Genomic DNA, 24,178 nt, shown 5'->3' with positions numbered 1-24,178 from the left:
AATGGTGTTTTCTCTGTCCGAAGTTAGTCGTAGGGTGTATTGAAACATCAAATGTCTTATCCACCTTAAACAATTAAAATGGCTGATTGATTATGATTCGACAAGATAGTATATGAAGAAAATTCTATATGCTATCTTTAAAAATATAGAGGCAAAAACCTATGACAGAACCATTTGTTTTAAATCTACCTAGAAAAAATGATGAAATTGAAGCAATTGAATGTCCTCAAAGCTTAGTCCTAATCGGTGCAAACGGTTCAGGTAAGACAAGACTCGGTACATGGATTGAGATGGATTCTTCACAGAAAGGAAAAGTGCATCGTATATCTGCGCAAAAGTCATTAACAATGCCAGACAATGTTATGCCCAAATCAATTGAACTGGCTGAAAATGAACTATTACATGGACACCAAGATTCCAATATATCAAACTATAATGCTTACAAAAAAGGTTATCGTTGGGGAAATTTACCAGCTACGTTCCTTCTTAATGATTTCGATAAACTAATGGTTTATTTGTTTTCAGAGTTTACAGATGAAAGTGCAAAATATCTAAACGAATCTAAGCGTACTTCAAATAAAGTAGTGGCTCCTATAACTAAACTAGATTTAGTGAAACAAGTTTGGGAAGAGGTTTTACCCCATAGACAATTAATTCTGAATGGATTGAATGTTCAAACCTGTGCAGTAGGTAATGAAAAAAGTACTTATTCTGCTTCAAAGATGAGCGATGGTGAAAGAGTTGTTTTTTATCTTATAGGTCAATGTTTGGCAGCACCTGAGAATGGAGTAATAATAATTGATGAACCAGAGATACACCTCCATAAGTCTATTCAAGCACCTCTATGGATCGAAATACAGAAATTAAGACCAGATTGCCTTTTTGTTTATATGACCCATGATGTTGACTTTGCAGTATCTCTACCTGATTCTCAAAAAATATGGCTTAAATCTTATGATGGAACAAACTGGGATTGGGAATTAGTTCAAGATGTAGATGGATTACCTGAAAATTTATTAATAGAGATACTCGGTAGCAGAAAACCTATTGTACTTGTTGAAGGTGTCAAAGGTAGTTTTGACTCAAAATTATACCAAGCGATACTTGATGATTTTTTAGTTATTCCAAGCGGTTCATGTGCAGAAGTTATCTCAACTGTCAAAGCTTTAAAATCAAGTGGACAGCTTCATCATCTTAATGTTTACGGGATTATAGATAGAGATAGAAGAGTCGAAAATGAGATAGAATCTTTAAAAAATAATAGTGTTTATACTTTAGAGGTTGCAGAGATCGAGAATCTTTTTTGTGTGCCAGAATTGACAAAAATAGTGAGTGTTAAACTTGGAAGAGATCCTGATGAGGATTCAAATTCAGTTGAAAGCTTTGTTATTAAGAAATTAAAGTCAGAACTTGAAAAACAAGTGTCCTTACATGTAGCAAGTGAAATTAAGTTCCAATTGAACTGTTTTAACGACAAAGCCACTGGTAAAGACAACCTTGAGTCGGCTTTATCGTCACTGACGAATAACATTGAAGTCGCTAAAATTTATAATGAAAAAGAAGCACTATTTACTGAGGCAATTGAGTCTAGTGACTATCTAAAGTTATTGAAAATATATAATAGAAAATCATTAGCCAGTCAAATAAGTAGTATTTTCGGTTTGCAGAAAGATGAACTTGCTAAAATGGTATTAAGGCTTGTAAATAGTGAATATAAGGAAGAAGTCAAGCAAGCTTTGAAGCCATACTTTGGGGATTTTGCGGAAAAAATTGCATAATCTTTTGTACAGCACGTAGGTTGGGTGAAGCTTGCGACATCCAACGATTTGAATAAATAATGTGTTGGGTCTCGTTCCTCGACACCAACCTACTTTCAATATGAGTTTGAGCCGTAGGGTGGGTTAGCCAAAGCGTAACCCACCACGAATACTTAAAAGTGACATAAACGGTGGGTTACGTCTTATCTTCATGCTCTACGAGAATTTGATAAAACTAACCCACCCTACGTCCAAATAGGATATTAATAAGAGTTGTAGGGTGCGCCCCGCGCACCGAAGATAGGAAAGATGATGGTGCGCTGGGCGCACCCTACAGATCAGCCATAACCTTTTATGTTGTTAAGAGGCGTAAGCGACGCCTAAACAAGGCTTCTTAGCCTCGACTATAGCGGTATCCTGCTAACGACGATGGCGATGCAGTCCGTGGCTGAACGTAGTATCGAGACAACAGGAATGCGGACAGACACGATAGACTGCACGCCAGCGGCTAGGCAGATACAAGCGGAAGGCGGGATGGGCTACCCAAAATATTTAAAGTGAATACAGTAACAAATAAGACCTGATTTTCGTGCTAAAATTAGCCCTATATTTAGAGCATAATATTAGCGGAGAATGAATCATGCAACCGATATTTGCAAAACAGACAGCCAGTATCTCAGAGTTGAAAAATAACCCTTCGGCACTGATTAAACAGTCGGACGGTGAGTCTATTGCTATTTTAAACCACAATAAACCCGTGGCTTACTTAGTTTCAACAGATATGTTTGAACGCATGATGGAAGCGATGGACGATATGGGATTAAGCCAAACCGTTAGCGCACGGATGAATGATGGTCAAATACCTATCAAGGTAACATTGGATGACTTATAATCTTGAGTTTCATCCTTTAGCGTTAAAAGAATGGAAAAAGTTAGCGCCCAGTATTCAGCAGCAGTTTAAGAAAAAATTACAGCAGCGATTGTCAAACCCTCGTGTTCCTGCTTCACAACTTTCGGGACATACGGATGCCTATAAAATTAAACTACGCACGATAGGTTATCGTCTGGTGTATATCGTAAAAGATGATGTAGTCGTGGTTTATGTGCTAGCAGTAGGCAAAAGAGAAAATAACAAAGTATATGACAGTCTGGCGACACGCCAACCATAATCGAAACACACAAAGAATAAAAATGACGGAGGTCATAGACGTGCAATATACCGCAATCATCAAAGACGGTGGTTTGTTTATCCCAAACGTATTTTCAGACCTAAACGATGGTGGCTCGCATATCGTACAAGTAGAAGTCGACATCGCAGACGTCCGTGAGCAATTAGGCGAAGGCACAGCAGCAAAACCAGAAGCATTAAAGAAAGTCGCTACAAAAGTATTGAAAAAACCAATAAAGAGAGGGACTAAAAAAGACGTACAGAAAGAAATGCAGCAACTATCAGATGATGATGGCTTGAGTGCGCTGCGTAAGAGTGCGATCGATGAATTGGAAGGTTTGGACGATAGCGAGCTGAGTGAGATGTTTAAAGCGTATATGAATGACGGACAGACGCCAGAACAGATATCTTTAGAGCACTTGTAATATAATCCAATCAAACCAAATCTAGTCAAAACCCTATAACTTAATAACCATATCAATGATAAAGGCAGTCCCATGACTTATTCGATTTTTTCCCAAACGCCAAACAATGCGCTAACAGAGCCGATGTTTTTTGGTAATCCGGTCAACGTGGCGCGTTACGACCAACAAAAGCACCCTATCTTTGAGCAATTGATTGAAAAGCAGCTGTCGTTCTTTTGGCGTCCAGAAGAAGTCGATGTATCACGTGATCGTATGGATTATGGCAATCTATCCTCACACGAGCAGCATATCTTTATCAGTAACCTAAAGTATCAAACGCTACTCGACTCTATCCAAGGTCGTAGCCCAAACGTCGTGCTACTGCCATTGGTATCGATTCCTGAGCTTGAGACGTGGATTGAGACGTGGACGTTTTCTGAGACCATTCACTCACGCAGCTATACCCATATCATTCGTAATATTATCAATGACCCTGCTATCGTCTTTGATGACATCATGCAGAACGAGCATATCCTAGGGCGCGCGGCGGACATCGCCAAGTACTATGATGATTTGTATTACAGCTCATCGCTATATAACCTATACGGTGCAGGCACGCATACGATCAATGGTAAGCAAATTACCATCGATTTAAAATCACTGAAAAAGCAGCTTTATTTGTGCTTGATGGCAGTCAATGTCCTAGAAGCCATTCGCTTCTATGTGTCGTTTGCTTGCTCATTTGCCTTTGCTGAGCGTAAGCTAATGGAAGGTAATGCCAAGATTATTAAATTAATCGCTCGTGATGAGGCGCTACATTTAACGGGTACTCAGCATATCCTTAACCTCATGCGTATCGGTCGTGATGATCCAGAGATGGTCGATATTGCCAAAGAATGTTTCGAGGAAAGCATCGAGATCTTCCGCAAAGCGGCTGAGCAAGAAAAAGAATGGGCAGGATATCTGTTCAAAGACGGTTCAATGATTGGGCTGAATAAAGACATTCTGTGCCAATATATCGAATACATCACCAATTTACGTATGGAGGCGGTTGGCTTGCCAGTGGCATTCCCGAACTCTAAATCAAATCCGATTCCGTGGATTAACACGTGGTTGTCGTCTGATAACGTACAAGTTGCCCCACAAGAAACAGAAATCAGCTCATACTTGGTTGGTCAGATTGACTCAGATTTATCAGATAGCGATTTTGATGATTTTGAGTTATAGAAGATAGTTTTTCAAGATTGAGCTTTTAATATAGTCGATTCATCATAGAATAAGTGTAGTGCTACTGGGATAAGTTTTGCGCAGCCTCTGTCTGCGTAGGCACAGCAAGCAAGTAAAATTTATCCCAGTAGCACGTTATAATAATTGTACTTATTTTATTTAGGATTGACCATATTATAAAAAGATAGGATAAAACTATGACTTGGGTAATGACGAGTAAGAAGCAATTTTACTTGCACGATGACGAAAGCTTGCTTGATGGATTGCTACGCACCGGACATGATATCAATTATCAATGTAAAGAAGGTTATTGTGGCAGCTGCCGCATCAAGCGCATCGCCAGCTCACATGTTATCGATTATCCTTTTGAGCCCTTAGCCATGATTGAAAAAGATGAAATCCTACCCTGCTGCTGTAGAGTACAAGGCGTGATTTATGTCAATCATGAGCTGATAGAAAAGTAGCTGCTAAATCAATAAATTACTAACTATTCGATCAATCAAAACTTATTAAAAAAGCGCGCTATCTTATAGATAGCGCGCTTTTTTTTATTGCTCTTAGAGATCAGAGAATCGGTAAACACCCTCTTTACAAAGGTGCACCATCTCTTTCGAACAGCAATAAAAGCTCTTCACGCATACGGTCACGCTCGGCTTCTGACATCATTGGGGTATCTTGTTCTGGAGCTTGTAAGCTTGGTGGCTGATTACCCCCAAGCGTTTCATCTTGAATCACAACAGGAACGGTGACTGGCTCTTCAACTGGACGCTCCTCTAGCAATATCTTCACTTGCGCATTTTTACCTTGACGTAAGATTTGAGCATGCAGCGTGGTATTAGGTGCTTTACGAGCGACATACTGAATCAAGGTATTGGCATCAGTCATCTCAACCCCATCAATGGTCAAAACAATATCGCCAACTTTTAGACCGCTCTTAGCAGCTGGGCTCTTAGGAACCACGTTAAGCACTTCTACGCCTGTTGACGATTCGAGCTGTGTGGGATCTCTCAGCTGTGATTGTATCTCAATACCCAGCCAACCACGACTAACCTTGCCATCTTTGATCAGAGCATTCATCACTTGCTCAACGATAGCGGTAGGAATAGCAAATCCAATACCCATAGAGCCACCAGAGCGTGAGTAGATGGCAGTATTAATACCAATCAGCTCACCACGTGCATCAACCAATGCACCGCCCGAGTTACCGGGATTGATAGCCGCATCAGTTTGAATAAAGTCTTCAAACTTATTGACCCCAAGACCTGTACGTCCAGTCGCTGAAATAATACCTTGGGTAACGGTTTGACCGACGCCAAAGGGATTACCGATCGCTAGTGCTACATCGCCTACCAGCGTCGGTTTTTCACGAAAGCCCAACGGTGTAAGCCCAGTCATATCGACTTTAATCACTGCCAAATCACTGTCTGGGTCTGTGCCAATTAATTTCGCACGGCTTTTGCGACCATCATTAAAAGCAACGGTGATTTCATCGGCTTTTTCGATCACATGGGCATTGGTGACGATATAACCATCATCCGACACGATAACGCCTGAACCTAGGTTGGTATTGCCTTGCTCTTCTGACGGTGCGCCATGATATTCAAAAAACCGGCGCAACACCGGATCGTTCATATAAGGATGTTCTGCCATCGTCTGCGTGGTATAGATATTGACCACAGACTGGGAGGCTCGAGCCACACCATTATGATAAGAGGCGATAGGCGTTGGTGAGTCCGATACCGGCTCGGAAGCTTGCTGCTCAGCAGGTGTGGTCTTTGGCGGCTCCCATTTTGCCTCCGATGCTGTCTTCATACTCGCAAATAACCAAATAAAGGCGGCTGTGACCAATAGCAGTAAAATCCAAGGTAACCACCTTAAGAGACCAGCCTTGTTCTTGGCATTCGGGGATGACGACATATAAAAACCTCTATAATTTCACATGGACAATCGGTATTAAGCCATATCAGGCGTACGCCTTGATATAAGGCACTTTCACATGTGTAAATTATAGCTGTCCTCATAATACAATGGTAGCGCATCGTGTACCGTTTCAGTTATTGGGCTTGTCTATTCTTTTGCCGCATCATGTTAAAATAGTGATCACGAGAAATAATTCATTATTTATAAATACTTGAACTACTGCAATTATTAATTGAAACATTGATAAGGGAATACTATGAGCACGCACGATGTCTTAATCACATCATCAAATACAATTATTACTGCACAATCCTTAACTGAATTTTGCGATGATTACTTATCAGCGACTGCGTTCAAAGATTATGCACCGAATGGTCTACAAGTAGATGGCGGTCGGCCTATTAAGCGTATTGTTACTGGTGTGACTGCCTGTGAAGCATTGATTGATGCCGCCATTGCAGATAATGCTGATGCAATCATGGTACATCATGGCTATTTTTGGAAAGGTGAACCTGCCCCATTGACTGGTATGAAAGGTCAGCGTATTCGCAAGCTTATGCAACATGGTATCTCCTTGATCGGCTATCACCTACCACTCGATGCCCACCCCATCATTGGTAACAATGCCACATTGGCGGCAGCGTTAGACATGACCATCATCGAGGCACTGTATCCTGCTGAGACTCATCCGGTTGGTAATATTGCCATTTGCACCGCACAGAGTGCTCAAAGCCTTATCGCTCAAATTACTCAAGCATTGGGGCGCATGCCATTACATATTGCCGCTGAGTATAACGTCGATACTCATAACAGTAATAGGTTAATTGAACGGATTGGTATCTGTACGGGCGGCGCACAAGATATGATTGAGCAAGCATCATTAATGGGCTGTGATGCGTTTATTTCTGGTGAAATATCAGAACGTACGACTCATATTGCCCGTGAGCTTGGCATTGATTATTTTGCTTGCGGACATCATGCAACAGAACGCGGCGGCATTGAAGCTTTAGGTAGGATTGTTGCTCAGCAGTTTGACTTACCAGTGACATTTATCGATATCGATAATCCTGCTTAAGCAGCAGAAACTTATTTTTCTCCTAAAAAAGATAGGTAAGCAGATTTTTGCTTACCTGTCTCTTCTATTTTTGCCAGTTACAGAACGAACTTATATTCACTAAATCGAAATTATGCGACAGAAAACAGGCTAAACTATTACCGTCTATAGTGCTATTGTTAAGTTTTATCGCAATTTTCTTAACCACACTTGAATAATCAGATGAATATCTGCATATTACTATCTGTAGAAAGAATGTCTTGTCATGAGACTCCCCATTATTACAGCTTCCGGTTATGGCACTAAAATGATGATTGAGCTCTAAAATCCTATTATTTTTACTTTTTTAATAGGGCTGTAGATAGCAATCAATACAATCTCACCTCGGCTTATATATTCTTGAGTAAGGTGATATTTTCTATTTTGGTGTCGCAATAGCGGTACAGCAAACTACCTGATGGTTTTTTAACCATTGGCTTTTATTGATCAGTCTTATTTATCAGACAGATTAACTTGCTTGTCTTTATTGCTGGATAAACGGTATGAGTGACCATTTACTCTCAACATAGTCAGAGTATTTAATTGACCATACCAGCGTAACAACTCTGAGCATATCCTGCTCACGCCACGTTTTTCCAATAATTTATTCATGACCTTACCGATGTTTTAAAGTGTCTTTTAAATAATGTCGTTTAAATAGTTCGAATCACAGCCAAGTCTATCATTGATGAAGGAATCATCTGATTTAGCGCCTTTGCGGTGTTTTGCAGCCTTTTTTTTAGCAATCTGGTATTAAAGTGCTTTTTTATGCTTTTACACCCCTTGCTATAAGGTTGCCAGCTGAGACTGTACGGCTACATTTAAACGAGATGTTATGAGATTTATATGCTCAATAAGTATGTAAATTTTATAGTATTTAAAATGCACCTCTATTTATGCTGCTGATATTGGCATAAATGAGCACGTATTTTTATGGTAAGTAGGATGGCTAAAATTAGGAGACATCCATGCAGCGAATTACTTATCGTGCGAAAGCATCTGCGCGAGGGGCTAAACGCCGTATCTCATATATATTGCGTCCATCTAAACGCTTGCTAAACACAGAAAGTAACATCGTTCCAGCTATTGCATCTATCAAAGTGACTCGTTTCGCCAAAACCAAGAAATTGGCGCAAATCTCAAGCATCGCCCTGCTCTCACTCCCTGCTGAGAGTTTGACGACCATGAATAACCAAGTACCAGCTTATGACCATGTGATGCTGGAGAAGACCTTGACCATCGCTGCTGTTCCAGGCGATAGCACTTATTTTGCGACCGATGGCTTCCAACATGGATTTGGTTACGACTTAGTGCGTAACTATGCTGATGAGCTTGGGGTAAAAGTCACTCTCAAAGCTTATGCTGATGAGGAAGCTGCGCTAAGAGCATTACAATCAGGCGATGCGGATATGGCATTGACCACGGCCAGCACCCAATTAAAAAGCCAGCTGAATTTGTCTTCTATTAATGTCAGCTGTGGTTATGATGCTAGCTTGACCAAAAATGGCTTGCATCCTAAAGTAAGCTGGACGTTTAATTCTGCCAATGATCCATTGTCACAAAAAGCCAGCTATTTTTTATGTGATAGCATCAAGCTTGATAACACTCAAAAGCTAGCCGCCTTTTATAATCAAGACTTATTAAAAGATGCCTATAGTCAAGACCATTTCAAGACCACACTGACAGAAAAGCTGCCTGATTATCAGTCTTCGTTTGAAGAACAAGCGCGCAACTACAATCATGATTGGGAGCTTTTGGTTGCCATGGGTTATCAAGAGTCGCACTTGGATGCCAATGCCGTCTCTCCGACCGGAGTACGTGGTATTATGATGCTGACTAATAATACGGCAAAGGCAATGGGTGTCTCAGACCGTGTTGACCCTTACCAAAGTATCGGCGGCGGTGCTCGTTACTTGGAGCAGATGAAAACTGATTTTGCCGATGTGCCAAAAACGGATCGTATTTGGTTTGCGCTTGCGGCTTATAATATGGGACCAAATGCTGTTAAAGGTATTCAGCGTAAATTGAGTGCCAAAGGTATCGATGATAAAAGTTGGGCAAATATATATGCCTATCTGTCTGATAATAAAGCGTCAAATAGCCGCTATGGTCAAGCCATGCATTATGTGAGCAATATCAGAAGCTATCTTGAAACAATAAAAACCGCCACGGTTTAATCAGATATTGATAATTGATACTGCCATAAAAAAAGCTGCTCTTTGATAAGAGCAGCTTTTTTATTAACAACATTTATTCAAACATGCACAGATTAGCGATTAGGCACCGTTAAGCGTTGACCGCGTTGCAGCATGGTATCGACTGCAATGTCATTCATATCTGCAAGCTCTTTGGTTGAAACGTCGTATTTACGTGCCAGACCAATCAAGCTGTCTCCTGAGCCAACCGTATAGCTGACCGTTACTTTCGGCACTTTGATGGTCTGACCACGTTGTAATTGAGCTTTGGTCGAAATGTCATTGGTAGCAGCTAAGTCTTCAACTGAAACACCGAAGCGGCGTGCTAAAGCAATGAGTCCATCGCCAGACTGAACCTTATAGCTTTCTGTGTTGCCGAGTTTTTTACCACTATTACTGGTAGATGGCGCGCTATCAGCCTTACTGGTCGTCTCTGTGCTCACCGAACTACTGCTCTTGCTACTGGCCGCAGCATTCGCACTAGTACTCACGCTACCTTTAGCAGGAATGGTAATCGTGCGACCTAAGATCAAGTTGGAATTGGTCTTGAGATTGTTAGCTGCTGCCAAATCACCCAAGCCAATATTGTAACGCTGAGCAACACCCGTCAAAGTATCGCCTGATTTTACCTTGTAGCTGACTGCCTCATCATTTAGTTGACGATCAACCAATTCTTTTGATACAGGAACTTTAATCGTTTGTCCACGTTGCAAACGCGCCTTAGCATCAAAGTTACTGTTTACGGCAGCAATATCTTCTGCACTGACCCCAACACTATTAGCAATGCCAATCAAGGTATCCCCTGATTTGACTTTATAATTGCTAGTTGGCACTGAGCTTGAACTGCTGGCTTTGGTTGTGGTGTTATTGCTGTTAGCAGTGCTCTGTGTAGCAGTAGGCGCACTGTTAGAAGTAAAATCTACACTGGCAGGTACTTTTAAGGTCTGACCGACGTATAATGAATCTGTCGTACCAATATCATTAAGACTGGCCAATGTCTCAGTCGTTATATTAAATTGACGTGCAAGTGCAATCAAGCCATCACCCGCTTTTACTTTATAGTTTTTGGTCGCAGTCGATGACTTCTTCGGTTTAGTAGATGGCGCGGCAGGAGTGCTGACTGGCGCTGTTACTTTGCCTGGGATAAGCCATAGTTTCTGACCTCTTAATAAGTCTGCACGGCTGCTCAAATTATTATAACTTGCTAACTGCGTCACTGATAAACCAAAGCGATTGGCAGTACCTATAAGCGTATCGCCCCCTTGTACCACATAACTTTCAGGCTGGCTCGCGACAGTGCTGCTGGTAGTGCTCAATGGCTCGATAGTTTTGGCATTATATAGATATAAAGTACTACCAGAGAGTAGCTTGGCACTGGCATCCATCTGATTCCATTCGGCAATATCGCGCCAGCTCACACCAGAGCGACTGGCAATGTTAGCCAAAGTATCACCGCGTTTGACCGTATAAGTGGTACGTGTGCCTTGTGGTTTTGGCTTACTAACTGAGGTTTTTGGAAAGCTCAGTTTCTTCTCTTGTCCCGTGGCTTCTAAGACGGACTGCTGCGTCTGGACGGCAGATAAATTGATATTACCATCGGCGTTAATGACATTGGTTTCAGGCGTATTAATACGAATTTGATTGGCAATAAAATCACGCTCCGCTTTACTTAGCGGCGGCTCTTGAATGATGGTATTGTTTTGAGTGATTTGCGCTGATGTGGTCGGTAAGCTGTTACTACTTTTCAGCTCAGCATTAATTTTTTTGGTTTCTGCTGAGGTTAAAGGTGGCTCTGTACGCACTGACGCACTGCTGCTATAAACTGAGCTGCTGGTCGTTGATGACGATGGCGGAATATAGCTGGTGGTTTGCTGCGGGACGCTTGCACTGGCAGCATAGTCAGCCAGACCCTTGCCAGTACCCGGTAATGATGAGCTGGTAGTATATGGCTTATTATTATAGCTTGGCGTTGTTGACCCAGAGTAGCTTGGCGTAGTCGTCGTAACAGCATTGCTAGAAGCGAGAATATTACTACTGCCATTACCCCTCAAAGCGCTCAGCTTCACATCAGTGGTCAGACTGACATCATTAGGAATAATAATACGCTGCGGACCTGATGAATCGATACGTGCTGAGGTTAACGCCGTATTTAATCTTTCTAATTCATCGTAGCTAACACCCGTGACTTGCGATACTTCGGCTAAGCTTACGCCATAGTTGACAGGCACACTACGGAAATGCTGACGGTTAGCGATAGCCGGTAAATAGACACCATATTTTTCAGGTTTGGCAACGATTTCGGCAACTGCCAAAAAGCGTGGTACATAGTTCATGGTTTCAGTCGGTAATCTGAGTGACCAATAATCGGTAGGTAAACCTTGAGCTCTATTGGCATCAATGGCTTTTTGCACACGACCAGGACCGGCATTATAAGCGGCTAATGCCAGCTCCCAACTACCAAACTGATTGTGCAATGCCGTCAGAAAATCATAAGCGGCACGTGTTGACTCAATCACATCACGGCGACCATCATATGTACTGCTTTGATTTAGACCATAAATACGTCCCGTACTTGGAATAAACTGCCATAAACCTGCCGCTGCCGCACTACTGGTACCACTTGGATCGTAGGAGCTCTCAATCACAGGTAGCAAAGCCAGCTCGGTTGGGATATTGCGACGCTCTGCCTCTCTTACTGTGTGATAAATATAGCGACTGGCACGCGCTGTTAAACGGTTTAAATAATCCTGTCTACTGGTAAACCAGCCTTTTTGTGCTTCAATACGCTGATTATAAACCGGCTGTCCACCGTTCATCCGATACCCAGCACGCAGGCGATTCCACAAGTCACCATATTGTTGAATAGCAAGTTTGTTGCCCTCAACCATAGTCATGTCGGTGGCTTCCAATAAATCAGCAAGCTCATCTAAGCTTTCAGCATCCAAAAATGCAGTCGAATAATCTGCATTTCCCGTTGGCTGAACTTGCGTGGTAGGACGCTTAACCACAGCTGTGCTGCCAGTCGCCCCCGTCTTTTTCACCGCTGATGTATTACTACACGCACTGATAAGAAGAGTTGACACCGCAAGCGTCAATGGTAAAGCTATAAATGAGCGATAGTTTGATGACACAGTAGACATGATAATGGAAGTTTCCTAACAACGAGAAGTGATGAAATAAAGTTGATCGACAGTATAGTACGCAATATCAAATAAAGACCAGCTCAATATAAAAGATAATGCACAAAAATTAATGTGCCCTATCATTGATGGCTAAAGGTTCTGCTCATTGGCTGACTTTATTATTGAACGAAGACTAATTGATCGTAACTTGGGAGACAGCACGCAAAAGTATGGCGTCACCAGTAGACAAAGCCAGTGTCACTCTTGAAGTAGTAACAAAGGAGACCTTTTGACCATCTTTGACCCAGCTTTCATTGGTCGTTACATTGGCTTTTGCTTGTTCACCTGAAATTACAATGTTATCAACATTGATGTCATAGCGATAGTTTGAGGTATTGCCCCAGCTATTTTGCAGCAGTTTTAAATAAGCCTCTTTATCCAAACTGGTAGACTTGCCTTTTCTTGACAATGAAATCAATGCCTCATCAGAAACTAAACGCGCCACCTGATTAATATCTCGATTATTAGCGGCAGACTTCATAGCAGTCGCGTAGTTTTGTACCAAGGCTTCAGTCATGGTTGCTGCTTGCGCAGTGATAGTTATGGTACTAACAGCAGCAACGATTGCCGCCAAGCTGGCACCTTTTATCAATAGAGCCAATAGCCCTTTTCCCCATAGTTGTTTCATGATATTCCTTAATGGTGGCTTTATAATCATTACTATTGAACGACAATGAAATAGCTACGATTTAATTATAGAGTGCTATTTATATCCAATAAATCTTATACCCTGAACTTTTAACTACTGACGAACTAGTATCTTCAATCGATGTAGTAATTAACGAGTATTTCTATTGATAGGCATTTCTAACAAGTGCTTTTATATTAGATTTCTAGCAGCCTCTTATTAGGATACTTTTAGCCTATCACTTAATTCTCACAGCCATGTGACACCCTGTGTAATTATTGCGACTACTTCAGTAAAGTATGCTTTTTGAATAAATGAGCTATCTTATAAAAAGCATACGATAAATTATCAGTAGTTTACGCAATAAAAACTGATTAAGTTTTTACTGCTTACTGTCAGCTGTATAGTCTTCATAATGCTCATCATCACTCAGCTTCATACCCAAGCGCTCGACACGTCTGTCCATCATTTGCCGTGCCAATGCTTGCATGTCTTCAACGCGATCTATCTCATCGACAATCTCAAGACCTAAGAGAGTTTCGAACACATCTTCTAGAGTAACTAAACCTTTGACTTCCCCGTATTCACCGACCGTAATGGCAATATGGATACGGTTTTTCAGCATCAGCTCAAGCAAATCAAACAATTTCATCTTTGAAAAAACAAAAGTAATGTCACGTTTAAACTGCGTCAGTGGCTTATGTACGGCATGATTCACTTTTGCTAATAGCATGTCTGTTTTTAATACAAAGCCTGTAATATTATCCAAATCACCATCATAAATCGGTAGTCTAGAGAAGGTCAATTTTGGACGATCAACCAGCAACTCTGCTACTGTTTTATTCTCTTCAAAAGCCAGCATCACCGAACGCGGCGTCATAATATCTTCAACCTTAATAGCACCAAATGCCAGTAAGTTTCGGATAATACGCGACTCTAATGGATCGATTTGTCCTGCTTCTTCACCAATACTGGCAAGCGCAGCAAATTCGCGACGGCTAAAGGTTTGTGGCTCTTTACCACGTACCAGCAACTTGGTGAGTTTTTCTGAGATCCAAATTAGTGGATATAGCAGTAGAATAATACCACGTACAAAGTAGGCAACCATGCCACTGAGTTGACGCCAGTACATCGTACCTAAGGTCTTTGGAATAATCTCAGATAAGAATAAAATAGCGAGGGTCATGATGGCAGAAAACAAACCAAACCAAGCACTACCAAATACAATCGTCGCTTGCGCACCTGCGCCTATCGAGCCTAGTGTATGTGCCACTGTATTCAAGGTCAAAATAGCAGCCAAGGACTGATCGATATTATCAATCTTTAAGCGTCTTAACATATGGGCTTTTTTTGGATTGCGCTCTTGAACATCAGCGATATAAGACGGCGTCATCGTCAGGAGTGCTGACTCTGCCAGTGAACAGATAAATGAGATACCAATGGCAACGAGTACATATAGTATGAGCAGCAATATACTGCTTGTACTTGGGTCCGCTACTCCTTCAGCTGCCCAGACCGTTTGCGGTAGCAGCAGCGTTATCCAGACAGATAACGCCAACAATGATTTGATACTCAAGCGAGTATCGCCAAGCATCGTCGGGGGAGGTTTGGCAGAGGCGTCTTTACGACAAGCACGCGAACGATGTAAACGAGGTACAGACATAAAAGAGGTGAACAAGTTAGGTAACCTAAACAAAGAAGTAAAAGGAAGTCACAATATATCATGAGCAGAGGCAAGCAGATAGAAAATATTATCTGATATGGTCTGGATCTTTGATATATAAATGAGCACATATCGCTCAGCACAATGGCTTAAATCTTACTTTAAAAACTGGCGACTATTTGCTTTCGATAGTAGCATTGATGCGCTTATTTCACAATAAATCGCTATATATTTCAATAATCACGACACATTTGCGAATGAGAGAAATACGGGTTTCGCTTGATGGCATGTTAACTATTTACTATTGGGCTTGTTTTATAAGTCAATGGTTTCTATATAATGTAGACAGCTTAAAAAGTCAGATAGGCAAAATAATGCGCTATCAACATGCCTTTAGCTTAAGAAAAACATAACCAGCTTATGATTAACAGTTACCAAGTCTGGTATTTTTTGCTACTATGCGTCTAAATTAATTGTTATCTATAACTTGTCGAGAGAAACTATGTTGTTATTTATCCAAGCCGCTCATGCTGCTGAAACTGCCGGTGCGGCATCACTGTTCGGTCAAATCTTATTACCAGTTGCTTTTTTTGCTATTTTTTACTTTTTGGTGATTCGTCCACAATCAAAACGTACTAAAGAACATCGCGCTATGGTAAGTGCTTTGACAGTCGGCAGCGAAATCATATTTGCTGGTGGTTTGATGGGTCGTATCAAACATTTGGAAGGCGATTATGCAGTGGTAAGCTTAAATAATAATACAGATATCAAGGTACAACGTGCTTCTGTTATTTCAGTATTGCCAGCTGGTACTATCGAAAGCGTTTAAACGTCATTGACATCTTTGATAATTGATATATGTGATCGTTAAAATTAGTCAGCAGGATAATGACTGGCTATTATTGTATCAGTATCAATTAACAGTTGTAATGATTATAAAATGACCGTACATTATTTACGGTCATTTTTGGCTTTACCGTTTTATGCTTTATTATCATCGCGGATGATCACAGTGGTGCACTATCATGGCTTCTATGGCAGCTAAATAAGCACCTCACCATTGTTATCGCTAACTTCCCATCTGCTAACTTGTGGCCTGCGTCGCCAGTAGTTTATCAACCTAAAGAAGTGATTATGCAATATCCCGCTTGGAAATACCTACTCATCACCGTCGTACTTATCATTGCCGGTCTATACGCTGCTCCTAACTTATATCCTGACGAACCTGCCGTACAGATTACCAGTGCTGCAGCAGGCACACAGTTGTCTGATGGCATTTTAACGCAGTCACAAGACCTGTTAAAAGAAGCTGGCTTGAACTACCATGATGGTACGTTTAAAGGTAACAGCGCATTGGTACGTCTTGACAATCCAGTCGATCAGCTCAAAGCTCAGGAAGTATTGAGAAAAAACTTGGGTGAGAACTATGTAGTCGCACTGAACTTAGCGCAGACAACGCCGCAGTGGTTGCGTGATATCGGCGCCAAGCCCATGAAACTTGGTCTTGATTTGCGTGGCGGCGTTCGTTTCGTCTTAGAAGTTGATATGGACAAGGCGCTCGAACAACGTCTGACCAGTGCCAGTCGCGATATTCGACGAGATCTAAGAGCTGAGCGCATTGCTGTCAAAGGTATCAAAAACGACAAGCGTAGCGTGGTATTGCATTTTTCCGATACAGACACTCGTAACCGTGCCCAAAACGTTTTGCAAAGCTCAATGGGTAACACCTTTGCCCTGCAATCTTCTATTGATGAGCAAGGCCCTGCCCTGATTTTAGCGTATAACGATGCAACGCTTGATGAAATCAACAGCTACGCGGTCAATCAAAACTTGACTACCCTACGCAATCGTATTGCTGAACTTGGGGTAACAGAAGCTTTGGTACAATCACAAGGCGCTAGCCGTATCGTCGTTGAGCTACCAGGTGTGCAAGATACTGCTGAGGCAAAACGCGTCCTTGGTCGTACGGCCAATCTTGAATTCCGTATGGTCGCTGAAGGTGCCGAAAACTATACAGGCGGTATTCCACCTGCCGGTACTGAAGCGTTCCCATTTGAAACCCTTAATGGTCCGCCAGTATTATTGGAGCGCCAAGCGATTGTCACTGGTGATAAAGTTACCAATGCTCAAACCGGTATTGATGAAAGTGGTTCACCTGAGGTTAGTATCACCTTAGACAGTGCTGGTGGTAAGCTGATGCAGAATGCTACCCGTACAGCGGTTGGCAAACAAATGGCAGTATTGTTTATTGAAAATAAACAGCGCATCGCTTATGAAGAAGACCCAGTTACTGGCGAAACGATTGAAGTTCGGACGCCATATGCTGAAACAAAAGTCATTAACCGTGCAAATATCCAAGCAGTACTAGGCTCATCTTTCCGTATTACTGGTCTGGATAGTAGTGCTGAAGCCGCTGAGCTTGCATTGTTACTACGCTCAGGCGCGTTAGCGGCACCGATGTATTTCGTTGAAGAGCGCACCATTGGTCCATCACTGGGTCAGGAAAATATCGATAAAGGCTTATTCTCTACGCAGGTTGGTTATTTATTAGTCTTTGCGTTTATGATTATCTTCTATCGTCTGTTTGGTGTGATTGCCAATATTGCTCTAGCAGTTAACGTTATTATTATTATCTCTATTATGTCCATCTTAGGCTCATCACTGACGTTACCGGGTATCGCTGGTATCGTATTGACCATTGGTATGGCGGTCGATGCTAACGTTCTGATTTTTGAGCGTATTCGCGAGGAGATAGCTAATGGAGTGAGACCGAAATCGGCTATCGTGGCAGGTTTTGATCGCGCCTATAGTAGTATTTTCGATGCCAATATCACAACCTTACTGGTCGCCTTTATCTTATTTGCGATTGGTACAGGTCCGATTAAAGGCTTTGCGATTACTTTAGCCATTGGTATTGTCAGCTCGCTGTTTACGGCTATTTTGGTAACCCGTGCACTGATACAAATTGCTTATGGTAAGCGTAAATCTATCAAACGTCTGAGCATCGGTTAGGAGAAAACTATGGCAATCGATAATAACAATCCTCTAGAAAAACAGAACAATCCTGAACCGAATGGCTCAAATAGTGAAGCAACTACGCGTCGCCGTAAAAAGCCGCGCCGTGATGGCAAAGGCAGCAATACCCAAACCAATAACGCCACTGCTAAAAAATCAGCTAATAAAAATCCGCGGAGTGGCAAAAGCGCTAGTAAAGACAGTCAAGTACTCTCGCCTGCTGCTATCGATCCTAACTTAGCATTGGGTGACGCTGCTGACGATGCAGCTGCCTATGCCGAAGGCGGTATCAAAGCCGTTGGTGATCAGCGTATCATCCCTTTTATGAAGATAGAAAAGCCAATGGGCATTTTATCAATCATTTTGGTGATTGGTAGTATCATTGCAATTGCGGTCAATGGCTTAAACCTTGGTCTTGATTTTACCGGTGGCGTGTCAGCAGATGTACGCTATGAGCAATCTGTCGAGCAAGGTGATGTGGTTACTGCGTTGGCAGATAATGGCTTTGATGATGCAGTCGTGCAGTACCTAGGCACCTCGCAAGAGCTGCTAATACGTTTGCCGCCTCAATCTGATAACATCGATGGTCTTAACACCAGCTTGAGCGAAGCATTAGCGCTACCTAATAACGATGTTGAAATCAGCAACGTGAATATTATCGGTAGTCAAGTGGGTAATGAGGTTTACTTAAGCTCAGTCATGTCAATTGTGCTTGCACTAGCGTGTATGCTGGGATATGTTGCCCTGCGCTTCCAGTTCAAACTGGCACTTGGCGCAGTATTGTCCTTGTTCCATGATGCTATCGTGACCATCGGTGTCTTTGCCTTATTTGGCTTCCCATTCGATTTAACAGTACTAGCAGCCATCTTGGCATTGATTGGTTATTCATTGAACGATACCATCGTTGTCTATGACCGTATCCGTGAAAATTTCCGCCGTGTCCGCGGTATCAGTCCGCGTCAAACGATTGATTTGTCATTAACAGAGACACTACGCCGTACGATTATGACCATTTCAACCGTACTATTAGTGGTATTAGCAATGCTGTTCTTGGGCGGTGATGGCTTATTCTGGTTCTCAGCGGCACTGTTTATTGGTTTACTTGCTGGTACTTACTCCTCTACCTATATTGCAAGCTCGATTCCTCTAGCGATGGGTCTGTCACGTGATGACTTTATCGTCAAAGTAAAACCTGAGTTTGAAGAAGAAATCGTGACTTTCAATGATCCAAAGATGTTTGAACAAGATTGATAATGGTACCCCTGCTCACTTGGTAAATTCTCTATTAAGTGAGTAGATAAGCGTGATCATGAAAAAAGCACCTAGACTCTAGGTGCTTTTGTTTATGTATAATGGTCAAAATCAAATCAATACCTAAAAATTTTAGCGCTGCTATAAGTTATTATCCTTAGCACTACCTATGAGCATTCTTAATCTGCCTATCTAAGCGATTGCCTTATGTCATCTATCCTACCGCCACGTCCTATGCCGCCTATTGATACTCGCTATGCACGTATTATTGCTATTGCATTGCCAGTATTATTGGCAAATCTTGCAATGCCACTCCAAAGCGTCATTGATACGGCGATTATTGGCAATATGAATGATACGGCAAAACTTGCTGGTATCGGACTTGCAGTACAACTGCTATCACTATTGCTCGTCAGTTTTAACTTTTTGCAATATGCGTCATCTGGACTTTCTGCTCAAGCTCTTGGACAATTAGATAATAGAAGCACTGCTCATAACGGCGAGTTAAAAGATAACCGTGGTCAGCAATCACCGCTGTTATCCATCTTGCAACGCGCTTTGGTTTTAGCATTTATGATTGGTGCCGTTTTACTACTGGTAAAACCTTGGCTCATTGATTTTGGTCTACAAGCGCTTGCCGCCAATCCTGATAGCGGCGATGCAGCAAAGACCTATTTAGATGTGCGCTTTTGGGGTGTGATTGCTGAGCTAATGAACTTTGCTTTTATTGGCTGGTTTGCAGGTCAAGGCAAGACCCGTTATATGCTATATCAACAAGGTTTTATCGCTATACTCAATATCATTCTGACACTATTTTTTGTTTTTGCAATGGATATGGGCTTGGTCGGTGTTGCATTGGGTACAGCGATTGCCTTCTGGCTGGGCGTAGTATTGGCATTATGGTTAAGTCGTCTACATTTGAAAATCTCTTGGCAGGCGTTATTTACTGCTGATCCGCAGCATTTTAATAAAGATAAGATGCTTAGGCTATTTTCACTAAATAAAGATATTTTTATTCGTACGCTTATTTTAACGTTAAGCTTTGCTTGGATTACTCGACTCTCTGCTCAAAGCGGCGATGTCATACTTGCTGCCAATGCCATTTTATTACAAGTATTGAGCATCTCAGCCTTTGCCCTTGACGGGGCGGCAGTCTCTGCTGAGACGTTAAGTGGACAAGCAGCAGGTCGACGAGATTGGTCGCGCTTTCGCATTATTGTGAAGCGTACTGGCATCGTGAGCTACGGTCTTGCTATCCTGCTAAGTACGATATGGTGGCTTGCCATGCCCACATATTTACAGTTTATGACCAATATCGAACCGGTCTTTACGCTCGCTTACGACTATCATTTATATGCTGTCCTGTTACCACTTGTCGGGGTTGGGGCTTACTGGTTAGATGGGATATTTTTTGGTTTAACAGCAGGTAGCATTATTCGCAATGCAGCCCTTATATTAGCGGCTATCTTTTTCCCATTGAGTTGGTTGCTTTATCAGCAGTGGGCTATGACGGGCATCTGGCTCAGCGTATGGTGTTTATTGTTGCTAAGAATGCTGATACTTGCTGGATTTTTATACCGTGCTCATCAAACTAGCAGCTATGAAAAACTCCAACTTGACCATTGACCATTGACCATTGACCATTGACCATTGACCATTGACCATTGACCATTGACCATTGACCGATCAGCATTACACTATTAAGCTCCCTTTAAAATTTAATAATAAACAAAAATGGTAAAAACTAGGATGTGACGTGAATACTCAATCAAATGAGATCAATCAAACTCAGGTACAGGGCTATGACTGGGGAGAAGGCTTTAAAAAAAGCTTACCAGTCGCCATGGGTTATTTGCCAGCGGGCATCGCCTTTGGTGTGCTTGCGCAAGTTGCTGGTATACCAGTATGGGCAACGATTATGCTCAGCGTAGTGTTGTATGCGGGTGCCGCTCAATATGCCTGCCTACCAATGTTAAGTGCTGGATTACCGATTGGCAATATCGCAACCAATATTGCTGCTATTAACTTGCGTCATGTTTTTTATGGCATGCCGTTATTACAATATCTGCCAAAGAATAAAATAGCCAAGACCTATTGCTTGTTTGCTCTAACTGACGAAACTTTTTCGGTGATGACCAGTTTGCCGAATGAATCACGACAAGCATTGATAGTGCCCGTAAGCTTATTCAATCAAAGCTGGTGGGTATTAGCAGGTGCGATTGGTGTAATGATTGGTAGCGCTCTCAGTGATTTGGTACCGCATTTGGATTTTGCCTTGGTGTGTCTGTTTGCGATTTTAGCTTATGAGCAATTCCAAAGTATCAAACGCTATTTCCCTATTATTATTGCTGTCATTGCTTTAGTCATCGCCTCTTTTTTTACCAGTAACTGGTTATTATTGGTAGCGATTACGATTTGTATGCTTATGATTTTAGTCCGTGGAGTTTGGGTGCAGCGCAGTGTGCAAGGAGGCAGTAATGAGCAGTAGTTATCTGATTTTTGCAACGTTCGCGATGGCAGCAGTGACTTTTATTACCCGCGCTCTACCCGCTTTAATACCCAAAAAGCTACTGGATACGCCTTGGCTGCATCGATTAAATGAAAGTTTACCGTTATCGGTCATGGTACTGCTTATTTTGACCAGCTTGTCTTATCAAGGTTTGTCACAAAGTACTGGTATCAATAGCGCGGAGATGCATTTACTAATGGCACAAATTGGCGCTTTATTATTGGTATTGTTTGTCTATCATATTAGCCGTCAATTACTAGTCAGCATGGTGGTCGGTATCACTGCGATTAATGGCTTTTTATGGTTGTTTAATGATTTTTTAATCTAAAGAATCACTCTTAAAACTATATATTTCGACAATAAATTTAATAGCAAAAAGGCTGAATTCATTGAGAATCCAGCCTTTTTTTACTTACTTTATTTTAAGATATAAAGAGGCTTAAAGTTCTTCTACACCCATCATATCTACTGGCGTATCAGCGACTATTTGTACCCCTTTTTTACCCTTTTTAGCAGTGTCGTTACGCTGCTCTTGCAGATGCTCAAGATACGCTTCATTGATTTGACCAGTGATGTAGCAGCCATTAAATACGGCACAATCAAAACCTTCAACTTTACTATGCTTAGTATCTTTGACCGCTTCAATCAAATCGTCCAAATCTTGGAAAATTAAGCGGTCAGCACCGATAATCTCGCGTACTTCTTCAACGCTATGTCCTGACGCAATAAGTTCGCTACGCACTGGCATATCAATACCATAGACATTTGGATACTTAACCGGTGGCGCTGCACTGGCAAAGAATACCTTGCGCGCGCCTGCATCGCGTGCCATTTGGATAATCTCATGGCAGGTTGTACCGCGAACAATAGAATCATCAACCAAGAGTACGTTTTTACCTTTAAACTCTAATGGTACCGCACTAAGCTTTTGACGCACTGACTTTTTGCGCTGCTGCTGACCTGGCATGATAAAGGTGCGACCGATATAGCGGTTTTTCATAAACCCTTCACGGTACTTGATATTCATCTTTAGCGCTAGCTCCATCGCTGAGGTACGCGAGGTATCAGGGATAGGAATGACCACATCGATATCGTGATCCTCACCCCATTCAGCAAGGATTTTATCGGCCAGTTTTTCACCCATACGTAGGCGTGATTTATAAACGGAGATATTGTCCATAATAGAATCTGGACGGGCAAAATACACATATTCAAAGATACAAGGTGTATATTCTTTTTGCTCAACGCACTGATGCGTATGCAATTTATGATCCAGATCAATAAATATAGCTTCGCCTGGCTTAACATCACGAACAATACTAAAACCTGAACCGGTCAGAGCAACCGATTCTGATGCCACCATATATTCTGTGCCGCCATTAGCTGCCATGCGCTTACCAAATATAAGCGGACGAATACCGTTTGGATCACGAAATGCTAGCAAACCATGACCAGTAATCAAAGCGACTACGCCATAAGCGCCTTCAACACGGCCATAAACCGCTGTCACTGCTTCAAAGATGTCAGCAGGCGTTGGATGGGTTTTGCCTAGATTTTGCATTTCATGTGCCAGCACATTGAGCAAAACCTCAGAATCTGAGTCGGTATTTAGATGACGACGATCTTCTTGATAAAGCGACTTCGCCAAGCTCTCAGCATTGGTCAAGTTACCATTATGTGCCAGCGTGATACCGTAAGGCGAGTTGACATAAAAAGGCTGCGCTTCAGCACTGCTTGACGTGCCAGCAGTTGGATAACGCACATGACCGATACCAAACTTACCGACCAGCTTTAACATATGGCGATTCATAAAAACGTCACGTACCATGCCGTTTTCTTTGCGTAAATATAAACGTCCATCCTGTAAAGTCACAATACCTGCCGCATCTTGCCCACGGTGCTGCAACATGGTTAAGGCATCATACAAAATTTGGTTGACCGGCTCATGAGCTGCGACCCCAACGACTCCACACATAGTTGTATCCTATTTTGAATTTGAACCACACATTAAAAACACAATAACGGCATTACTACTGATAAAATCGCTTTAGTTTGTGACCTATCATATGCCGCCAAGCTGATGATGTTTGCTAAGATTAAAATCTTTTTAAGAAGAGAGTGATCTATGACACAAACGGTTGTTGATTAAGCTAATAATTAAGCATT

At 42.0% G+C, this 24,178-nt stretch carries 20 protein-coding genes; 15 read left to right on the top strand and 5 right to left on the bottom strand.

Translation table 11 applies throughout. From position 1 onward, the window contains the following. Nucleotides 1-161: 161 nt before the first annotated feature. The 7 genes from JMX75_RS05325 to yfaE all read left to right on the top strand — a co-directional run bounded on the left by JMX75_RS05325 (nt 162) and on the right by yfaE (nt 5,020). The gene (locus JMX75_RS05325; RefSeq protein WP_201531339.1) at nt 162-1,778 is read left to right on the top strand and encodes a DUF4435 domain-containing protein; all 1,617 of its coding nucleotides are present in this window, start codon (nt 162-164) and stop codon (nt 1,776-1,778) included. Nucleotides 1,779-2,192: 414 nt separating this feature from the next. Next, nucleotides 2,193-2,318 carry a hypothetical protein gene (locus JMX75_RS13015; protein ID WP_265088669.1) on the top strand — a complete coding sequence of 42 codons (126 nt, stop codon included), beginning with the start codon at nt 2,193-2,195 and terminating at the stop codon, nt 2,316-2,318. Between the two features lie 79 nt (nt 2,319-2,397). After that, entirely contained in the window at nt 2,398-2,649 is a 252-nt protein-coding gene (locus tag JMX75_RS05320; RefSeq protein WP_201531337.1) for a type II toxin-antitoxin system Phd/YefM family antitoxin, read from the top strand. Continuing rightward, entirely contained in the window at nt 2,639-2,926 is a 288-nt protein-coding gene (locus JMX75_RS05315) for a type II toxin-antitoxin system RelE family toxin (protein WP_201531335.1), read from the top strand. Before JMX75_RS05320 ends, JMX75_RS05315 begins: the two co-directional genes overlap by 11 nt. Before the next feature lie 22 nt (nt 2,927-2,948). After that, nucleotides 2,949-3,350, top strand: coding sequence for a hypothetical protein (locus JMX75_RS05310; RefSeq protein ID WP_227672984.1), 402 nt, complete (start codon nt 2,949-2,951; stop codon nt 3,348-3,350). Between the two features lie 72 nt (nt 3,351-3,422). Next, nucleotides 3,423-4,556 (top strand): class Ia ribonucleoside-diphosphate reductase subunit beta, encoded by a 1,134-nt coding sequence (gene nrdB, locus JMX75_RS05305; RefSeq protein ID WP_201531333.1) that lies wholly within the window; start codon nt 3,423-3,425, stop codon nt 4,554-4,556. A gap of 197 nt (nt 4,557-4,753) precedes the next feature. Further along, nucleotides 4,754-5,020, top strand: a complete 267-nt coding sequence (gene yfaE, locus JMX75_RS05300; protein ID WP_011513453.1) for a class I ribonucleotide reductase maintenance protein YfaE — start codon at nt 4,754-4,756, stop codon at nt 5,018-5,020. A 124-nt stretch (nt 5,021-5,144) separates the two neighbouring features. Here the strand turns inward: yfaE and JMX75_RS05295 are convergent, their stop codons facing one another. Further along, the gene (locus JMX75_RS05295) at nt 5,145-6,473 is read right to left on the bottom strand and encodes a S1C family serine protease (protein ID WP_201531331.1); all 1,329 of its coding nucleotides are present in this window, start codon (nt 6,471-6,473) and stop codon (nt 5,145-5,147) included. A gap of 259 nt (nt 6,474-6,732) precedes the next feature. Between JMX75_RS05295 and JMX75_RS05290 the strand changes: the two genes are divergently transcribed. Then, entirely contained in the window at nt 6,733-7,551 is an 819-nt protein-coding gene (locus tag JMX75_RS05290) for a Nif3-like dinuclear metal center hexameric protein (RefSeq protein WP_201531329.1), read from the top strand. A gap of 986 nt (nt 7,552-8,537) precedes the next feature. After that, the gene (locus tag JMX75_RS05285) at nt 8,538-9,746 is read left to right on the top strand and encodes a transglycosylase SLT domain-containing protein (RefSeq protein WP_011513450.1); all 1,209 of its coding nucleotides are present in this window, start codon (nt 8,538-8,540) and stop codon (nt 9,744-9,746) included. Between the two features lie 92 nt (nt 9,747-9,838). Here the strand turns inward: JMX75_RS05285 and JMX75_RS05280 are convergent, their stop codons facing one another. From JMX75_RS05280 to JMX75_RS05270, 3 genes are all read right to left on the bottom strand, one after another. Beyond that, nucleotides 9,839-12,904 carry a LysM peptidoglycan-binding domain-containing protein gene (locus JMX75_RS05280; RefSeq protein WP_201531327.1) on the bottom strand — a complete coding sequence of 1,022 codons (3,066 nt, stop codon included), beginning with the start codon at nt 12,902-12,904 and terminating at the stop codon, nt 9,839-9,841. A 175-nt stretch (nt 12,905-13,079) separates the two neighbouring features. Beyond that, entirely contained in the window at nt 13,080-13,574 is a 495-nt protein-coding gene (locus tag JMX75_RS05275; RefSeq protein ID WP_201531325.1) for a nuclear transport factor 2 family protein, read from the bottom strand. Nucleotides 13,575-13,956: 382 nt separating this feature from the next. Continuing rightward, nucleotides 13,957-15,237, bottom strand: coding sequence for a CNNM domain-containing protein (locus JMX75_RS05270; protein WP_020443314.1), 1,281 nt, complete (start codon nt 15,235-15,237; stop codon nt 13,957-13,959). A 502-nt stretch (nt 15,238-15,739) separates the two neighbouring features. Here JMX75_RS05270 and yajC point away from each other — a divergent pair. From yajC to JMX75_RS05240, 6 genes are all read left to right on the top strand, one after another. Continuing rightward, nucleotides 15,740-16,066, top strand: coding sequence for a preprotein translocase subunit YajC (yajC, locus tag JMX75_RS05265; protein WP_011513446.1), 327 nt, complete (start codon nt 15,740-15,742; stop codon nt 16,064-16,066). Nucleotides 16,067-16,371: 305 nt separating this feature from the next. Then, entirely contained in the window at nt 16,372-18,249 is a 1,878-nt protein-coding gene (secD, locus tag JMX75_RS05260; protein ID WP_201531323.1) for a protein translocase subunit SecD, read from the top strand. Nucleotides 18,250-18,258: 9 nt separating this feature from the next. Then, nucleotides 18,259-19,503: a protein translocase subunit SecF gene (gene secF / locus JMX75_RS05255; RefSeq protein WP_201531321.1), complete on the top strand. Its 1,245-nt coding sequence runs from the start codon at nt 18,259-18,261 to the stop codon at nt 19,501-19,503. 207 nt (nt 19,504-19,710) lie between these two features. Beyond that, the gene (locus JMX75_RS05250) at nt 19,711-21,129 is read left to right on the top strand and encodes an MATE family efflux transporter (protein WP_201531319.1); all 1,419 of its coding nucleotides are present in this window, start codon (nt 19,711-19,713) and stop codon (nt 21,127-21,129) included. A gap of 130 nt (nt 21,130-21,259) precedes the next feature. Further along, nucleotides 21,260-21,991 (top strand): AzlC family ABC transporter permease, encoded by a 732-nt coding sequence (locus tag JMX75_RS05245; protein WP_201531317.1) that lies wholly within the window; start codon nt 21,260-21,262, stop codon nt 21,989-21,991. Then, nucleotides 21,981-22,340, top strand: a complete 360-nt coding sequence (locus JMX75_RS05240; RefSeq protein WP_201531316.1) for an AzlD domain-containing protein — start codon at nt 21,981-21,983, stop codon at nt 22,338-22,340. Before JMX75_RS05245 ends, JMX75_RS05240 begins: the two co-directional genes overlap by 11 nt. A gap of 111 nt (nt 22,341-22,451) precedes the next feature. Here the strand turns inward: JMX75_RS05240 and purF are convergent, their stop codons facing one another. After that, entirely contained in the window at nt 22,452-23,987 is a 1,536-nt protein-coding gene (gene purF / locus JMX75_RS05235) for an amidophosphoribosyltransferase (RefSeq protein WP_201531315.1), read from the bottom strand. Between the last annotated feature and the right edge of the window lie 191 nt (nt 23,988-24,178).

This window comes from Psychrobacter sp. LFX-11D (assembly GCF_904846475.1).
Lineage (GTDB): Bacteria > Pseudomonadota > Gammaproteobacteria > Pseudomonadales > Moraxellaceae > Psychrobacter > Psychrobacter cryohalolentis.
The sequence above is the reverse complement of the archived record's forward strand: the minus strand, read 5'-3'. Positions and strand labels throughout refer to the sequence as shown.

What these genes read in the sequence shown, in the direction of transcription:
- JMX75_RS05325 (WP_201531339.1), top strand. Translation starts at nt 162, where the DNA reads ATGACAGAACCATTTGTTTTAAATCTACCTAGAAAAAATGATGAAATT.
- JMX75_RS13015 (WP_265088669.1), top strand. Translation starts at nt 2,193, where the DNA reads ATGCAGTCCGTGGCTGAACGTAGTATCGAGACAACAGGAATGCGGACA.
- JMX75_RS05320 (WP_201531337.1), top strand. Translation starts at nt 2,398, where the DNA reads ATGCAACCGATATTTGCAAAACAGACAGCCAGTATCTCAGAGTTGAAA.
- JMX75_RS05315 (WP_201531335.1), top strand. Translation starts at nt 2,639, where the DNA reads ATGACTTATAATCTTGAGTTTCATCCTTTAGCGTTAAAAGAATGGAAA.
- JMX75_RS05310 (WP_227672984.1), top strand. Translation starts at nt 2,949, where the DNA reads ATGACGGAGGTCATAGACGTGCAATATACCGCAATCATCAAAGACGGT.
- nrdB (WP_201531333.1), top strand. Translation starts at nt 3,423, where the DNA reads ATGACTTATTCGATTTTTTCCCAAACGCCAAACAATGCGCTAACAGAG.
- yfaE (WP_011513453.1), top strand. Translation starts at nt 4,754, where the DNA reads ATGACTTGGGTAATGACGAGTAAGAAGCAATTTTACTTGCACGATGAC.
- JMX75_RS05295 (WP_201531331.1), bottom strand. Translation starts at nt 6,473, where the DNA reads ATGTCGTCATCCCCGAATGCCAAGAACAAGGCTGGTCTCTTAAGGTGG.
- JMX75_RS05290 (WP_201531329.1), top strand. Translation starts at nt 6,733, where the DNA reads ATGAGCACGCACGATGTCTTAATCACATCATCAAATACAATTATTACT.
- JMX75_RS05285 (WP_011513450.1), top strand. Translation starts at nt 8,538, where the DNA reads ATGCAGCGAATTACTTATCGTGCGAAAGCATCTGCGCGAGGGGCTAAA.
- JMX75_RS05280 (WP_201531327.1), bottom strand. Translation starts at nt 12,904, where the DNA reads ATGTCTACTGTGTCATCAAACTATCGCTCATTTATAGCTTTACCATTG.
- JMX75_RS05275 (WP_201531325.1), bottom strand. Translation starts at nt 13,574, where the DNA reads ATGAAACAACTATGGGGAAAAGGGCTATTGGCTCTATTGATAAAAGGT.
- JMX75_RS05270 (WP_020443314.1), bottom strand. Translation starts at nt 15,237, where the DNA reads ATGTCTGTACCTCGTTTACATCGTTCGCGTGCTTGTCGTAAAGACGCC.
- yajC (WP_011513446.1), top strand. Translation starts at nt 15,740, where the DNA reads ATGTTGTTATTTATCCAAGCCGCTCATGCTGCTGAAACTGCCGGTGCG.
- secD (WP_201531323.1), top strand. Translation starts at nt 16,372, where the DNA reads ATGCAATATCCCGCTTGGAAATACCTACTCATCACCGTCGTACTTATC.
- secF (WP_201531321.1), top strand. Translation starts at nt 18,259, where the DNA reads ATGGCAATCGATAATAACAATCCTCTAGAAAAACAGAACAATCCTGAA.
- JMX75_RS05250 (WP_201531319.1), top strand. Translation starts at nt 19,711, where the DNA reads ATGTCATCTATCCTACCGCCACGTCCTATGCCGCCTATTGATACTCGC.
- JMX75_RS05240 (WP_201531316.1), top strand. Translation starts at nt 21,981, where the DNA reads ATGAGCAGTAGTTATCTGATTTTTGCAACGTTCGCGATGGCAGCAGTG.
- purF (WP_201531315.1), bottom strand. Translation starts at nt 23,987, where the DNA reads ATGTGTGGAGTCGTTGGGGTCGCAGCTCATGAGCCGGTCAACCAAATT.